Below are 14,838 nucleotides of genomic sequence, written 5' to 3' on the forward strand. Positions count from 1 at the left end.
TCCACGCGTACCCATCCCGAACACGACCGTTAAGCCCTCCAGCGCCGATGGTACTTGGACCGAAGGGTCCTGGGAGAGTAGGACGCCGCCAAGCAGTATTCCCTGATAGCTCAGTTGGTAGAGCACTCGACTGTTAATCGAGTTGTCACAGGTTCGAGTCCTGTTCGGGGAGCCATGCTCTCATAGCTCAGTAGGTAGAGTGCTTCCATGGTAAGGAAGAGGTCACCGGTTCGAATCCGGTTGAGAGCTCCACAAGTTTAAGGCCCGTTGGTCAAGGGGTTAAGACACCTCCCTTTCACGGAGGTAACAGGGGTTCGAATCCCCTACGGGTCACCAATTTTTACTTATCGTTGCCCATCAAGGGTCACTATACATATGGAGGCTTAGCTCAGCTGGGAGAGCATCTGCCTTACAAGCAGAGGGTCGGGGGTTCGATCCCCTCAGCCTCCACCATTATCACCTTCATAAATGAGGAGATATTGGATAATATATAGGTATCCATTAATGGGGATTAGCCAAGCGGTAAGGCAACGGACTTTGACTCCGTCATCCATAGGTTCGAATCCTATATCCCCAGCCATTTCACTCTAAACAAGTGAAGTTAAGCTTTGGTGAAGAGTCCGATTATTTATCGGATACACCTAACTTATGAGCCATTAGCTCAGTTGGTAGAGCACCTGACTTTTAATCAGGGTGTCGAAGGTTCGAGTCCTTCATGGCTCACTTTTATTAGTATTGTGCGCGTGTGGCGGAATGGCAGACGCACCAGACTTAGGATCTGGCGTTTCACGACGTGGGGGTTCAAGTCCCTTCACGCGCACCACTTATATGCGGACGTGGCTCAGCGGTAGAGCATCGCCTTGCCAAGGCGAGGGTCGCGGGTTCGATTCCCGTCGTCCGCTCCATAAATTTGCGCCCTTAGCTCAGCTGGATAGAGCGTTTGACTACGAATCAAAAGGCCGGGAGTTCGAATCTCTCAGGGCGCGCCATTTTAATATTATCGGGATGTAGCTCAGCTTGGTAGAGCACCTGGTTTGGGACCAGGGGGTCGCATGTTCAAATCGTGTCATCCCGATTTTAAATCTTTGCGGGTGTAGTTCAATGGTAGAACTTCAGCCTTCCAAGCTGATAGCGTGGGTTCGATTCCCATCACCCGCTCCATAATTTTATACCTTCGGGATGTAGCTCAGCTTGGTAGAGCACCTGGTTTGGGACCAGGGGGTCGCATGTTCAAATCGTGTCATCCCGATATTTAGTTACTAATTAACTCTTACTTTGGTAAGAGTTTTTTTGTTGTGTAACTTTTTCTAATCATGAGCGATGTGCTAAGTACTGCAACTTTGAAAAAGCCTAGAGCTGAATTAGAACTATCAATCATCTGATTAACAGGACAGAATTATGTAATTGACTGGCTGATGGGGACGACGATGTGTACATTCTAATTAATCCTGTAAAAATAGTCGTACCTCCGGTGGAATACCTAATCTCAAGTAGTAGCCTTGATGTGATTCGTCCTGTTCTGGCGCAGTATTGGCGGTCAGCAGCTGAATTGCAAAGGCATTAGCCTGCCTTTCCAGCTTACCAGGAGCGAAGTAAGAGTTCTCTTCCAGGAAAAAACGATTAATACCTTTGTGAAGTCGGTCGTGCCCCAGTTCATGCGCACAAACGAATCGCTGCCATTCTACAGGCAGTTCATTATGAATGACGATAAATCTTCTTCTTAATTTCCGATAATACAATCCCTTTGTTCCTGTCCCCAGATCCATAAAACGAATGTGAATGCCAAGTGCTCTGGAAATTTCAAAGGGACAGTTGGTCTTATATTTTTTAATCAGATTATTAATCAATTCATCCATTGTCTTCACCTGCAGTACGTTTAGTGTATTTGTTGTATTCCTCTATGGAGCGCCTCGAACACTTAATCCTGTTTGGGCTTTTTGCGTTTATTCATTTGTTTGGCCTCCCAGAACAGCCCTGTAAGCACGTCTTTAATCCTCTGCTTGTCCTCCTTATCCAACGGAATACCATCGAACATCAATTCACCGTCATCCTCCAGCATTTTGCGGAAGTCACGCTTGTCCTTATTTGTAGCCCATTCAGGGACGATTTCGGCTTCGACAGCTCCTTGATCTTGTAAATACCCTGCTCGTTCCATCAGTTCCTCATAAGAACAGTCTGTTGCTTCAGCGATCTTACGTAAGGTTGCCGGCTTCGGGATGCCTCTCAGACCATTCTCGATCCGTGAGATTTGTGAACCGCTGACACCTGCTGCAGATGCTAATTGATTGAGGGTTAGTCCTCTTTGTTCGCGAAGCTCTTTTAAAAAACGGCCAAATTCTTGTTCCATCACTATCCACTCCTTCTGCACTGTTAGCTGTTGTAAATAATATAAGCCATTTTTGCCAAGAGGTAAACAACAAAGGATGGTTTATTGCCAAAAGGCAAGAGAAGTGATGAAAAGCAGCTGTTAACCGGCCCGTACAGCCGTAAATCGGATTTTACGGAATTGGAAGAGAGGTGGTATATTATTGAAAAAGGCGAACAAAATACGAACGAATAGAATTTTACCACAATTCTTGGAGAAATACTGCAAATATAATACAAAGGAGTGTATGCTGTGCTGAACCTATCTTCTTTACCTGAACTGGACCGTCGCCGGACACAGATCACTATAGAAAGCATGCTGGAGAAATATCGTATTTTCAAAACGGTTACCTTTGAGGTCAAGGAGGCAATTAGCACTTATTGTTATACTGGACATTTTCATGGACCTACGAATGCTACTACAGATCAGACGACAGCGCTCGTCACACATAATGTGGATGTGCCCGCAGCTCGTAGAGCTTATTGCGCGGCTATAGACACGGTGGTGGAGAGACTGGACACAAGAGAGCAGCAACTGGTACGGGAAAGGTATATGAGAAGAGATGAGATGTACGATTACACGATATACAATCATGTGTTTGATCCGCCGGTCAGCAAGGACACTTACGTGAAGATACGTTCCAAGGCTTTTTATAAAATGGCGCTGGCATTAACCGACCTTGGGCTGCTGTCACTGGACTCTCTTTTAAAAGGTACATCCAAGCCGCAGAAGCTAGAAATAGGTGGCTCCTCCTTAGAGAGTATCAGCCACTTCTAAATAACCCAGGAAGGGATCCGGGGTCACGGATTATTGAAGCTATTAAAACTAGTGAAATTATAGGAGCTGTATCATCCGCAATGTGGGTGATGCAGTTTTTTTATATGTTAGGTCTGCTTGCTTAATACTTCTATATACCAAAACAGAACGTACATTCTCTACTAAAAACCACTCTATTCCATCCTTAAACTCTGCTGAAGTTCGCCGTAATACCGTCTCTGTGCACGAAATAAGGGGGTATGATTATTACATGGCAAATGAAGCAGAAGGACACCGCAGGAGCATGAATGCTCCACTACACATCGGGCCAACAAGGCTGAAAAACTAAGAGTGCGGTGAAAAGTTTCTTCGCTCAACTGCCATAGTCTTAAACGGATAGAGTTCCTATATAAGGACTTTATCTGTTTTTGTTTATCTAGGAACGGAGGGATGAAAGAGACTGTTCATAGTGTTTAAAATCGCTGACGTTTTTTTGGATAAGGGAGTGGCCTTTGCTCCCAATGCTTGACGAAGCACTGGGGCGCGAAGGTCATGGGCTACGATGTGCTGACCAAGGGGGAGGGGATTACCTGCAATCGTTAAAAAAAGAATAATACAAAGGGCTGATACAAGAACCAAAGGATTCTGTTGTATCAGCCTTTTACATAGAAGTGAATTTAACTAGAAGCGTATTTGGTCCCCGGGCAAAAGAGCGAGCAGTCCAGTAGCGCCCTCCTCTTGGAGCAGGGTGATCGCCTGCCGATTATGATGATCGGGTGCGTGAACGAGTACCGTCTGACGGCTGGGAATGCTGTGCAGCATGTACCGGATATCCGGCAGGCCCTGATGGACCTTGTAGCGGACCAAAGAGATCGCAGGTCCGCTAGCAGGAGGGGACGTCAGCAGGCCATGTGCAAAGCTGCCTGCTGGTAGGTGCCCTGTGAAGATAACCTGGCTGCTGGGGCTATTCAGTAATTGATCGTAATACCAGCGAGCTGTAGAAGAGAGCAGCATGCCATCATCTGTAAAGATAATAGCTCCTTGTGGCTGATTCATAGCCTGCCTACGCTGATCTGGATCTGAGACTGTGCACAGTTGGTCACTGCTGAGGAGTGTCTGAATATGTGAGCCAGCCGTCTCTCTCAGCCAGACAGAGCTTTGTTCAAGTCCACGTAGAGGTGCGAGCAGCCTATCTTCCGCGATCAGCGTTGTATCCGGGAATTGTTCCCCAGCCCAGACGAGCAGCTCCTGACCCCGTCCGTACAGTGGCACAGGCAGAAGGACGGTCCCATTTGCCTCCAGTGTGCTGCGGATTGCTGACTCCAATTGTAGCAACTTATCCTGCTGAGTCTCAGGATCAGCGCCATAAGCTCCATCAATAATAGATAGATCTACGGAAGGCTGGGTTGCATTACTTACGGCTAAGACCTTCTCACTCGTCCCTCTAACAGTCTCTTTGTTTGTCACTTTAATTGTCGCTTTAGTTGCCGTTTCAGCTATTTCCTCCACCGTTTTCCCGTCTGCTTTCCCATTGTTGTCCTCTTTGGTCTTCTGCATGGCAGAATGGAACAATACCAATCCCGGATCATCCACCGCCAGCAATTGGGACTCTCCAGTATAGTCACCGGAGAAGAAGATGGTTTTGTCGTCCCACTCCAGGGCCACCCAGATCGATCCGATCATATGGCCGCTACGACCCCACATAACGCGAACACTTGGAGCCAGGCAATGCCAGGTTAACGGATCAGTGTGTTCCTCTAGATAGGCGAACTCAATCGCCTCACAATCTGCTTGTTCAAAAGGAAGTGGGGTCGGTCCTGCAGTCACGTAATTACGCCAAGCCGTAAAATAATCCGGCAGCTGCAGCGCCGTCTCCCGGGTCGTCCACACCTTTCCTTTATATCCGTATTTATAGAGAAGAGGCAGTGCAGCTGAGTGATCCTCGTGGGCATGAGAGAGAAAGACGGCTATCAGTTCCGGTATTCTCTCTGCTTCCAGCAGCGGATACTCACTTCCTGCTTCTTTTTTGACTCCGCAGTCTAGCAAAATGCCGGCTTGATCGTTCCTGATAAGATAAGAGGAGCGCCCATGCTCCCCGGCGCCCCCCCATATGGTTAGTGTAGTCATCGTTGTCTCCGCTTTCTGTCAGGGTTTAGATATTCGATCGCCAGTAGCAAGGCGGTTGTGATGCCGACAGAAACTACGGCCATGGCCATACCGAGTGCGACAGCGCCCTGCTCAAACTGAGCGAAAATATAAGTTGCCGATGTCTGCATAGACGGGGGCAGGATCAGCAATGAGGCGACCAATTCCCGATTGGAAATGGTGAAGGTCATCATCCAGCCTGCGGCCATGCCGGGCAGGATCAGCGGTAGCAGGATACGCCTAAAGACATAGATCCGGCTGCCGCCGAACACTTGGCCCGCCTGCATGAGGGCGGGGTCCAGCTGTCCGTAGCTTGATTTTACATATTGCACGGTATAAGGAAGAAACAACACTACATAAGTTAGCACGACCATGCCGTACGTATTGTATAGCGGAATGGGCATCCAGCGGGCGTTCCAGAACAGAATCAGTCCCACGACAAGTACAATGCCTGGCACAGTATTCGGCAGCAAACTGAAGAGATCGGTGAGCTTTTGTCTCCATGACGTGGCTTTGCCAATGGTCAGTCCGAACCAGGTGCCCAGAATTACTGCGATACAAGAAGCGGCTACAGCCAGACCCAAGCTATTGATTAGCGCATGCATTCCAGGAGAACCAGGGGACAGCAGCTCCCGATAATGATTCAGTGTCAAATTCCCCCAAGACAAGCCTTCTCCCCGCAGTTTGAGCAGCGAAGCGGTGATAATGGAGAAATAAGGCACCCCAATCGAAGCAATTAGCAGGAATACTAGATAACCCCAACTGGCTAAGCCTGCAAGTCCTCCCGAGGGTTTGCTTTTGCTACGCATTCCTTTGCCGCCAACCAGACGGTAGGAGTAACGACTGCTAATCAAGGTCTGGATGTACCACATGACCAAACATACCCCCAGCAATACAGATGCTAATGAGGTAGCTTTACCGAAATCAATTGGCCAACTGGCGATGTACCGGTGAATTTCGGAAGTAAGAACATAGAAGCCGATTTTGCGGCCAAAGGTTGCCGGCGTTCCGAATTCAGCAATTGTTTTGACAAAGATCAGCAGCGCGCCCAGTCCATAACTGGATAATAACAAGGGGAGGATTACTTTTCTGCTCTTATAAGCAAAAGATGCGCCATGAACCAAAGCGGCCTCTTCCAGACTGCCGCCGATCTGCAGCAGCGAGTTACGCAGCAACAGATAAAGAAAAGGAAATAAATGCAGACTCATAATCAGAACCATGCCCCAGTAGGAGAAGAAATGGGGAGTAACCGCCGCTGAAGCGGGCAGCAACTGCTCCATATATCCCCCGGACTGCATAAACAGCATCCAGCCCATAGAACCGATATAGGGCGGTGTCATGAAGGGAATCAACAGAACAACATCCAGCCAGCGATGACGGCCGATTGACGTTTTCGCCATAATCCAGGCCAGTGGAAGAGCAAAAACGGTAGTCAGTGCAATAACACTAACGCCGAGGCCCAGCGAGTTTAGTAGAACCTCTATCAATCCGTTGTTGTTCACTATGGTTTTTAAAGGTGCAGCAATATCAAGCTTGCCGCCCGGGTAAATACTTGTCCAGAAAATCAAGAGCAGCGGCAGCAGCACCAGGATCGCCAATATCCCCAGTGCCAGGCTGCCCCCTCTCCATTGAAAGGTACGTACAGAAGACTTCTTCATAATGCTTATTTAAACAGATCCGTAAAGGTAGTGGAGACCTCATCGCCGTGGTCGTTCATCCAGTCCCACTTCACATCATAAGTCTTGATCTCATCCAGGTTGGCGCGTCCTTCAGCTTTAACATCTGTGCGGCCTGGCAGGAGGTATGCCTTGGAGACCATGGCTTGTGCCTCATCAGAAAGCAGGTAGTCGATAAAAGCTTTGGCGTTGTCTACATTTGGGCTTGTTTTGATAATCGCAGCCGGACGTGGGCTGATCACAGTTCCTTCGGCAGGATAGACGATGTCAACCGGCTCACCGGCAGCTTTTGCCTTGTAAGCCATGTAATCTACACCTGCAGCAACTACGGACTTGGCACCTGTAATTACTGGATCAAGTGCTTCCTGGTTTGCGCCAGCCATCGCTACTCCATTAGCCTTGTATTGCTTGAAGAGGTCCCAACCGGACTCGCCTTGAGCACTCAGATAGCCAGTCATGAAATCAAGCGCCGAGCCGGACAGTGATGGATCGGGGATGTTAACTTGTCCTTTCCATTCTGGCTTGCTGAGATCCGACCAGGAAGTTGGAGGTGTAGTTACTTTCTTCGTATTGTAGACAATGCCAAGTGCGGAGGCGCTGTAGCTAAAATAGCTGCCGTCTGGATCAGACCAGTCGCTCACCAGCTTGTCCGAATTGACAGCTTCCTTATATGGAAGCAGCAAATCTTCTTTTTTCATTCCTTGCATCGAAGGAAGAGAAGCCAGTACGACAACATCCACGGCCGGATTTGATTTTTCCGCTTCCATGCGGGCGAGGATTTTACCAGTGGTACCTTGGAACATCTCGACTTTTACGCCAGTCTTTGCTTCAAAACCTTCCTTGATCTTGTTCGCCAGGCCTTCAGGGCCTGCGCTATATACCACGAGATTACCACTAAGGCTTGTCTGAGCGGGAGAGGCAGTTGGATCCACAGCTGTGTTCCCAGTTGCTCCATTAGTGGCTGCATCCGCAGCAGGTGTGTTGGCATTGCCGCAGCCTGCAAGGCTCAACCCCAAGACTGTGGTGAGAAGAAGACTGCCGATTCGTTTCTGATTGACCCATTTTTTCATTGATAATACCTCCATATAATTAGGTTGAAGTTCAGTGCAAAAGTTATTATCCGGATGAATTCAGATTGTGTGAATTTGCCCAGGAGAAGCATACAGACATACGTTATCGCCGACGCGCAGCCGCTGTTCATGATAGGCAGTCCATTGCCCCATTTCTTGCATATCCAGGATCATTTCGTAACGATCGCCCATATAGCTGACATGCCGGATCGTACCATGAAAGGATAGATTGGAATCGTCCTCTTGGGACCAGCGGAGCTGCTCTGGACGAAGCATTTGCTGATCCGGGATCACCCAATTAGATTTACCAATGAATCGTGCGACAAAAGGATGCCTTGGCGTACGGTAGATTTCCTCAGGCGCCCCTCTCTGAAGGATATGGCCGCCTTGCATGACTACAACTTCGTCTGACATCGACATAGCCTCGGATTGGTCATGGGTTACATACAAGGCGGTAATCCCAATGTTCTTGACCAGCGAGATCAGTTCGACCCGCATTTCATCGCGGAGTATGGCGTCCAAAGCACTCAGTGGCTCATCGAAGAGGACAAGCCGTGGGCGGGTGACAACTGCTCTGGCAAAGGCTACCCGCTGCTGTTGTCCGCCTGACAACTGGTGCGGATATCGTTCTTCCAGCCCGTCCAGTCTGACCGTCCGCAGTGCCTCAAGTACCCGTCCCTGCAAATCTTGCTTCTGCCTTGCTGCTCGCAGTCCAAAGGCAACATTCTCGAAGACGCTCAGATGCGGCCAGAGCGCGAAGTCCTGAAAGACCATCCCGAAGTTTCTGCGGTGAACCGGTTGATTCACTCTCCGGGACGCTGAATAAATGGGCTCACCATCCGCCAAAATCTCTCCCGCATCTGGCGTCTCAAGGCCTGCAAGCAGACGGAGCAATGTGGTTTTGCCACAACCGGACGGTCCGAGCAGTGTCGTGAAGCTTCCTGCCTTGATGTGCAGATTAGCCGGCTTCAGGGCTTGAACGTCTCCGAAGCTTTTGGCAAGATCGCGAATGATTAACTCGTTCATTTCTTTCTCCCTGTCATAAATATTTAATTTTTACTTTTTGATGGATTGTCTTGGTATGTACTTAGTGTAAAGAAGAAGGGTTCCCGGTATGTTTGCCGAGTGTAACGTCGTTATTAACTTTTTCATGCAATTCCCTTAACACTCATAGAATTTTTCTATGCTAGGATGGATCTAGCCGCATGAGGGAGAGGATAAGAGTGAATCTAAATTTAATTAAGCTGCAAATTGTAGAGCTGTTGGATAAACATAAGAAAATCACACCTGTAGCTGAAGCACTTGGGTTGAAACAGCCAACTGTTACTTACCATCTGAAGAATCTGGAGGAACAGTTGGGTGAGAAGCTGTTTGAATCAAGAATGGACAAGATGATCCTGACGGAGAGCGGACGGGCCTTCCTCCACTATGCGGTCAAAATCAATTCACTGGCGGCAGAAGCTCAGCGGGTGGTAAAGGAGTTCGGGAACGCCGGGCGCGGTACACTGAGAATTGGCGCAAGCTATGTACCAGCTACTTATCTGTTGCCAGGAATTCTGGGAGAATTCAGTGAGAGGTACCCCAGAACGACAATTTCTTTGACGGTAAAACCATTCCTTTCCATTAAAGAGATGCTATTAAACCATGAGATTGACATCGGAATACTCTCTACCGAGCGTTTTGAACAGCCAGGTCTTCTTAGCACCGCCTTATGCGAAGATGAGCTAGTGCTTGTCTTTTCACCCGAACATCCACTGGCTTCTCGCAGTGTGCTGCAGCCGGCTGAGATTGCATCTGCAAGTTTTATACTTCATGACATGGAGTCAAGTACGCGGCAGTTAACCAATAAATGGTTCGAACAAGGAGGTTTCATACCCAGAGCTTCGCTGCTTCTGGATTCGTTGGAAGCCATCAAGCAATCCCTGCTGGGCGGGAAACATGTATCTTTTATCTCCAGAATGGCAGTAGAGGATGAGGTCGCCAGGGGGAAGCTAATGATGCGAAGTATTCCCAATTATCCGTTCCAAAGACACATTTTCTGCTCTTATCATAGGGAACGTTTTTTTTCTCCACTTATGGGATTATTTATGGATCTTCTGCAGTCAAGAGAGCAAGGTTGAATACGCTATTGACGATATCCGGTATAATATGTAGAAATACATTATGATGAAATGACTGTAATAATGGAGAAATTCGTGTATAATCAAAATTACTGTATCGCTTTACCGCGTAATAAAGATGAAGATTTCCGGGCGGTTTTATTGTATGATATGAGGAAAGCTTCAAAGAGACAATGCTAAAGACATTGATCCGTGAGAGGATGGGGGGAGCAGCATGACCGAACTTACGACTACCGTTAGCAAGAGCAACTCGAACAATCTGCTGCGGCGGGACGTACGGTTCCTGGGGAATATTTTGGGCGAGGTCTTGGTTCACCAAGGCGGCAACGAACTTTTGGAAATTGTGGAGAAGATCCGCGAGACCAGTAAGTCTTTGCGCTCATTGTTTTTGCCAGAACTGCACAGTGAATTTAAGGAGTTAATTAATTCTCTGGATTCGGAGAATCGTCATCAGGTTATACGGGCATTCGCCATTTATTTTCAATTGGTGAATATTGCCGAACAGAATCATCGGATTCGCCGCAAACGTGATTATGAGCGGTCAGCCGGTGAAACTGTACAGCCTGGTTCTATAGAAAGTGCGATTCAAGGACTTAGAGAACGTGATTTCTCACATGAAGAGGTCCGGGAGATTATACAAGGCCTGTCTCTGGAGCTGGTCATTACAGCCCACCCGACGGAAGCAATGCGCCGGGCCATTCTCGATATTCATAAACGGATAGCCGACGATGTTATGTACCTTGATAATCCTACCCTAACCTTCCGTGAGCGGGAACAGCTTCGTGAGAAGCTGCTGAATGAAGTCATTACACTGTGGCAGACGGATGAACTGCGTGACCGTAAGCCTACAGTACTGGATGAAGTTCGTAACGGAATGTATTATTTCCATGAGACGATTTTCCATGTCTTGCCGGATGTATATGAAGAACTTGAACGATGTCTAAGTAAATATTATCCGGGTCAGAACTGGCATGTGCCTACGTACCTCCGTTTTGGTTCCTGGATCGGTGGCGACCGTGATGGTAACCCTTCAGTGAAGGCCTCCGTGACCCTGCAGACGCTGCAAATGCAGCGCAAGCTGGCTATCCGGGAATACCAGCGGATTATGCGGGAACTGATGAAGTATCTTAGCTTCAGTACCAGTATTGTGGACGTGACACAGGAGCTGCTGGATTCCATTGAAGAGGATCGGGAAATTATCAACTTGCACCGGGGCGATGCTTGGCGCAATGATAACGAGCCTTACCGGATCAAGCTAAGCTATATGATCTCTAAGACACAGAATGTGCTCGACGATGAGAAAAAGGGCACGCCTGAGCGTTATATCTCACCTGAGGCGTTCATCCACGACCTAAACGTTATCGACCGCAGTCTACGGCATCACTATGCCGATTATGTGGCCGATACCTATATTAAGAAACTGATCCGGCAGGTAGAGCTTTTCGGATTCCATACAGCTACACTGGATGTTCGCCAGCATAGTCAGGAGCATGAGAATGCGATGACTGAGATTCTGGAGAAGATGAACATCACACCGGATTACTCCAAGTTGCCAGAAAAAGAGAAGATCGTTCTCCTCGAAGGTTTGTTGAACGATCCGCGTCCGTTGACCTCTCCGTATCAGAACTACAGTGAGAGTACAGAAGAATGTCTGGAAGTTTACCGGACAATCTTCAAAGCACAGGATGAATATGGCAAGAAGTGCATCACTAGCTATCTCATTAGTATGTCACAGGCAGCAAGTGATATTCTTGAGGTTATGGTCTTCGCGAAGGAAGTGGGCTTGTTCCGTAAAGATAACGACGGGACGGTTGTATGTACCCTTCAGGCTGTACCACTCTTCGAGACCATTGATGATCTGCATGAAGCACCACAAATCATGGAGACGTTATTCAATCTGCCTGTATACCGTCAAGCTGTACTGGCGATGAATGATATGCAGGAAATTATGCTGGGTTATTCGGATAGTAACAAAGACGGCGGTGTGGTTACTGCGAACTGGGAACTACGAGTGGCCCTGAATGAAATCACAGCTACCGCTGATAAATTCGGCATCAAGCTGAAGTTCTTCCACGGTCGTGGTGGTGCACTTGGCCGCGGAGGCATGCCACTGAACCGTAGTATCTTGGCCCAACCGGCCTCTACAATTGGCGGCGGTATCAAGATTACGGAACAGGGTGAAGTTATTTCTTCACGTTACTCGATGAAGGGGATTGCTTACCGCAGTCTGGAGCAAGCCACTTCGGCGCTGGTAACGGCTGCAGTTAATGCTAGAATGCCGCAAACTGAACTGGACGAGTCCAAGTGGGAAGAGATTGTGAAGCAAATTTCGGAAGTCTCCCTGAACAAATATCAGGATCTGATCTTCCGTGATCCAGACTTCCTGACGTTCTTCAAAGAGTCGACTCCGCTGCCTGAAGTGGGCGAGCTAAATATTGGTTCCCGTCCTTCCAAGCGCAAGAACAGCGACCGGTTTGAAGACCTGCGGGCCATCCCTTGGGTGTTCGCCTGGACGCAGAGCCGATATCTGCTTCCAGCGTGGTACGCTGCCGGAACCGGCCTGCAAAGCTTCTATGACGGTAAAGAGGAGAACCTTAGCATCCTGAAAACGATGTATGAGAAATTCTCGTTCTTCACAACACTGATTGACACACTGCAAATGGCCATCTCCAAGGCGGACCTCGTTATTGCGAAGGAATATGCCGGCATGGGTAAAAATGAAGAGGCTCGTCAGCGCATCTTTGGTCAGATTGATGCGGAATTCAAGCTTACCTCGGAGCTGATTCTGAAAATTACAGGTCAGCAGGATATTCTGGATAACGTTCCGGTTATTCAGGAGTCGATCCGCTTGCGGAATCCGTATGTCGATCCGCTTAGCTACCTGCAGGTACAATTGTTGTCCGAGCTTAGAGAGCTGCGCGATCAGGATGGGGATGACGCTGAACTGTTGCGTGAGGTGCTACTGACCATCAACGGTGTCGCTGCCGGACTTCGGAATACTGGCTGATGAATTAACATGTTATATTGTGTGTTTATGATGGATACCAAGCCGTTCGCCCTTTGCCTGGGCGGACGGCTTTTTTGTTTAGATGGAAGGGATCCAGTACATCTTCCTGTTTTGCTGCTGCAAGCAGTATTTTTTTCCTCATATGACATAGAAGGTAACAATACAATCCTTGATTTTTACACAAACTTGAATTACGATTTAAATGCTTGTACCGTGGATATTCAGTGGTTTGAATGCCAAGGGCGGCAAGTCTGGGGGAGTTGACAGGTGGAGAATTTGGAAGGCAGATTGACAAAGCTCGCCCTGAAGGGCGACCAAAGGGCATTTGCCGAGCTTGTGGAACTATATAAAGACAAAATATATCATTTGGCGTACCGGATGCTGAACAACCGCCATGAGGCGGAGGATATTGTTCAGGAGACGTTTTTGCGTGTCTACAGAAATCTCGATCGGTATGATGACAAACAGAAGTTCTCGACATGGATTTACCGGATCGGCACGAACCTCTGCATAGACCGGTTGCGCAAGCGCAAACCGACCTATTCGCTGGATGCGGAGATGAACGATCAGGATGGCATTGACGGCTATTCCATGATCCCGAGCGATAATGTGACACCGGAGACGGAACTGTTGCTCTCGGAGACACAGAGGACCATCTATGAGGCGATTGACAGCCTGCCTGTGAAGTACAGATCCGTGATGATCCTGAGATATCTGCAGGACCTGTCACTTCAGGAGATTAGTGATGTACTGGATATGCCAGTGACTACGATTAAGACCCGTGTGCACCGTGGACGTGAATTCTTACGTAAAAAATTAGGCCCTAAAATGTAAAAATAACCAGCGAAATTATGAAACATCTTCAGATCAGGGACGTATGTATGATGAGCAAGTCTTATGACCCGACCCTGTGTCTTGGAAAAATTAAATAGCACTCACGAAAGGATTGGCTCCTATGGAATGCAAACTGGCCGTCTCTATGATGCATGATTACTTGGATGACGACTTGCCCGAACAGCAGCAGAGGGAATTGAAGGAGCATCTTCTATCCTGCCCGGAATGCCGTGCGAAGTTCAATGAATTGGAACAGACCGATATGTTGATGTTTTCCCTGATGCACCAAAGTCCTGTCGCGTCGGAAGATCTTGTAGGCCGGATAATGAATTCTTTACCGAAATCCAAGAAGGAGAAACGGTTTATTACCTGGATCAAGAGACATCCTGCCCTTACGGCGGCATCGATTTTTATTTTGGTGATGTTGATGAGCTCTGTTTCTTTTTGGAATCAGGATAGACAACTGGTGGTTCGAGGTACCAACCTGGATCAGGTTGTTATCCAGGGAGATACAGTTATTGTACCTTCCGGCAAAATCATTACCGGTGATCTTACGGTGGAGAATGGCAAAACCCAGGTGTACGGGGAAGTTAACGGCAATGTAACAGTCATCGACGGCTCTCTGTATCAGGCTTCAACGGCCCATATTTCCGGTCAAGTCAAAAGCATAGACCAAGCGGTAGGCTGGATCTGGTATAAAGTCACGAACATGTTCTCTGAAGTTGCCTACCGTTAAGCAGTGGCCCCTTGCAGGCATATCCTTTGCGCCTCTTTTTCCGGAAAGATGGCGCTTTTTTGTTGCCTTTTTGTCGTATCCTTAATTTGTGAGGGGGGCTAAACTTGCAACCTGGGCGTGAACGTTATA

General features: G+C 48.2%; 11 protein-coding genes, 12 tRNA genes and 1 rRNA gene. 18 read left to right on the forward strand and 6 right to left on the reverse strand.

What is annotated here, in order from left to right; genetic code table 11:
• The 13 genes from rrf to ACFVRY_RS26760 all read left to right on the forward strand — a co-directional run.
• A 5S ribosomal RNA gene (rrf, locus tag ACFVRY_RS26700) occupies window positions 1-94 on the forward strand; the annotation flags it as partial.
• A 5-nt stretch (window positions 95-99) separates the two neighbouring features.
• Window positions 100-175: transfer RNA gene (locus ACFVRY_RS26705), tRNA-Asn, on the forward strand.
• Window position 176: 1 nt separating this feature from the next.
• A tRNA-Thr gene (locus ACFVRY_RS26710) sits at window positions 177-252 on the forward strand.
• A gap of 9 nt (window positions 253-261) precedes the next feature.
• Window positions 262-336 (forward strand) — tRNA-Glu (locus ACFVRY_RS26715).
• A gap of 41 nt (window positions 337-377) precedes the next feature.
• Window positions 378-453: transfer RNA gene (locus ACFVRY_RS26720), tRNA-Val, on the forward strand.
• Between the two features lie 52 nt (window positions 454-505).
• A tRNA-Gln gene (locus ACFVRY_RS26725) sits at window positions 506-580 on the forward strand.
• Between the two features lie 70 nt (window positions 581-650).
• Window positions 651-723 (forward strand) — tRNA-Lys (locus ACFVRY_RS26730).
• Between the two features lie 16 nt (window positions 724-739).
• Window positions 740-823 (forward strand) — tRNA-Leu (locus ACFVRY_RS26735).
• 7 nt (window positions 824-830) lie between these two features.
• Window positions 831-905, forward strand: a tRNA-Gly gene (locus tag ACFVRY_RS26740).
• 7 nt (window positions 906-912) lie between these two features.
• A tRNA-Arg gene (locus ACFVRY_RS26745) sits at window positions 913-989 on the forward strand.
• A gap of 12 nt (window positions 990-1,001) precedes the next feature.
• Window positions 1,002-1,075: transfer RNA gene (locus ACFVRY_RS26750), tRNA-Pro, on the forward strand.
• Between the two features lie 12 nt (window positions 1,076-1,087).
• Window positions 1,088-1,161 (forward strand) — tRNA-Gly (locus ACFVRY_RS26755).
• A 14-nt stretch (window positions 1,162-1,175) separates the two neighbouring features.
• Window positions 1,176-1,249 (forward strand) — tRNA-Pro (locus tag ACFVRY_RS26760).
• A 193-nt stretch (window positions 1,250-1,442) separates the two neighbouring features.
• Here the strand turns inward: ACFVRY_RS26760 and ACFVRY_RS26765 are convergent.
• Both ACFVRY_RS26765 and ACFVRY_RS26770 read right to left on the reverse strand, forming a co-directional pair.
• A complete protein-coding gene (locus ACFVRY_RS26765) occupies window positions 1,443-1,856 on the reverse strand; it encodes an ImmA/IrrE family metallo-endopeptidase (protein ID WP_387503346.1) in 414 nt (137 codons plus the stop codon).
• A gap of 62 nt (window positions 1,857-1,918) precedes the next feature.
• Window positions 1,919-2,347 (reverse strand): helix-turn-helix domain-containing protein, encoded by a 429-nt coding sequence (locus ACFVRY_RS26770; RefSeq protein ID WP_387503347.1) that lies wholly within the window; start codon window positions 2,345-2,347, stop codon window positions 1,919-1,921.
• A 273-nt stretch (window positions 2,348-2,620) separates the two neighbouring features.
• Here ACFVRY_RS26770 and ACFVRY_RS26775 point away from each other — a divergent pair, with 273 nt between their 5' ends.
• The gene (locus ACFVRY_RS26775; protein ID WP_387503417.1) at window positions 2,621-3,142 is read left to right on the forward strand and encodes an ArpU family phage packaging/lysis transcriptional regulator; all 522 of its coding nucleotides are present in this window, start codon (window positions 2,621-2,623) and stop codon (window positions 3,140-3,142) included.
• Between the two features lie 660 nt (window positions 3,143-3,802).
• On the opposite strand, the gene ACFVRY_RS26780 is transcribed toward ACFVRY_RS26775, so the two are convergent.
• From ACFVRY_RS26780 to ACFVRY_RS26795, 4 genes are read right to left on the reverse strand one after another with little or no spacing between them, the layout of a single operon-like run.
• Window positions 3,803-5,248: an MBL fold metallo-hydrolase gene (locus tag ACFVRY_RS26780; RefSeq protein ID WP_387503348.1), complete on the reverse strand. Its 1,446-nt coding sequence runs from the start codon at window positions 5,246-5,248 to the stop codon at window positions 3,803-3,805.
• Window positions 5,245-6,924, reverse strand: a complete 1,680-nt coding sequence (locus ACFVRY_RS26785) for an ABC transporter permease (RefSeq protein WP_387503349.1) — start codon at window positions 6,922-6,924, stop codon at window positions 5,245-5,247. The genes ACFVRY_RS26780 and ACFVRY_RS26785 overlap by 4 nt, the downstream gene beginning before the upstream one ends.
• A 5-nt stretch (window positions 6,925-6,929) precedes the next feature.
• Entirely contained in the window at window positions 6,930-8,012 is a 1,083-nt protein-coding gene (locus ACFVRY_RS26790; RefSeq protein ID WP_387503350.1) for an ABC transporter substrate-binding protein, read from the reverse strand.
• Window positions 8,013-8,072: 60 nt separating this feature from the next.
• Window positions 8,073-9,038, reverse strand: a complete 966-nt coding sequence (locus ACFVRY_RS26795; RefSeq protein WP_387503352.1) for an ABC transporter ATP-binding protein — start codon at window positions 9,036-9,038, stop codon at window positions 8,073-8,075.
• A 197-nt stretch (window positions 9,039-9,235) separates the two neighbouring features.
• On the opposite strand from ACFVRY_RS26795, the gene ACFVRY_RS26800 reads away from it, so the two are divergent.
• From ACFVRY_RS26800 to ACFVRY_RS26815, 4 genes are all read left to right on the forward strand, one after another.
• Entirely contained in the window at window positions 9,236-10,132 is an 897-nt protein-coding gene (locus tag ACFVRY_RS26800) for a LysR substrate-binding domain-containing protein (protein WP_387503354.1), read from the forward strand.
• A 214-nt stretch (window positions 10,133-10,346) separates the two neighbouring features.
• The gene (ppc, locus tag ACFVRY_RS26805) at window positions 10,347-13,139 is read left to right on the forward strand and encodes a phosphoenolpyruvate carboxylase (RefSeq protein WP_387503356.1); all 2,793 of its coding nucleotides are present in this window, start codon (window positions 10,347-10,349) and stop codon (window positions 13,137-13,139) included.
• A 267-nt stretch (window positions 13,140-13,406) separates the two neighbouring features.
• Entirely contained in the window at window positions 13,407-13,973 is a 567-nt protein-coding gene (sigW, locus tag ACFVRY_RS26810) for an RNA polymerase sigma factor SigW (RefSeq protein WP_066366323.1), read from the forward strand.
• Window positions 13,974-14,094: 121 nt separating this feature from the next.
• Window positions 14,095-14,709 (forward strand): zf-HC2 domain-containing protein, encoded by a 615-nt coding sequence (locus tag ACFVRY_RS26815; protein WP_066366312.1) that lies wholly within the window; start codon window positions 14,095-14,097, stop codon window positions 14,707-14,709.
• Window positions 14,710-14,838: the final 129 nt, after the last annotated feature.

This window comes from Paenibacillus sp. NPDC057934, assembly GCF_042887565.1.
Taxonomy (GTDB): Bacteria; Bacillota; Bacilli; order Paenibacillales; family Paenibacillaceae; genus Paenibacillus_AQ.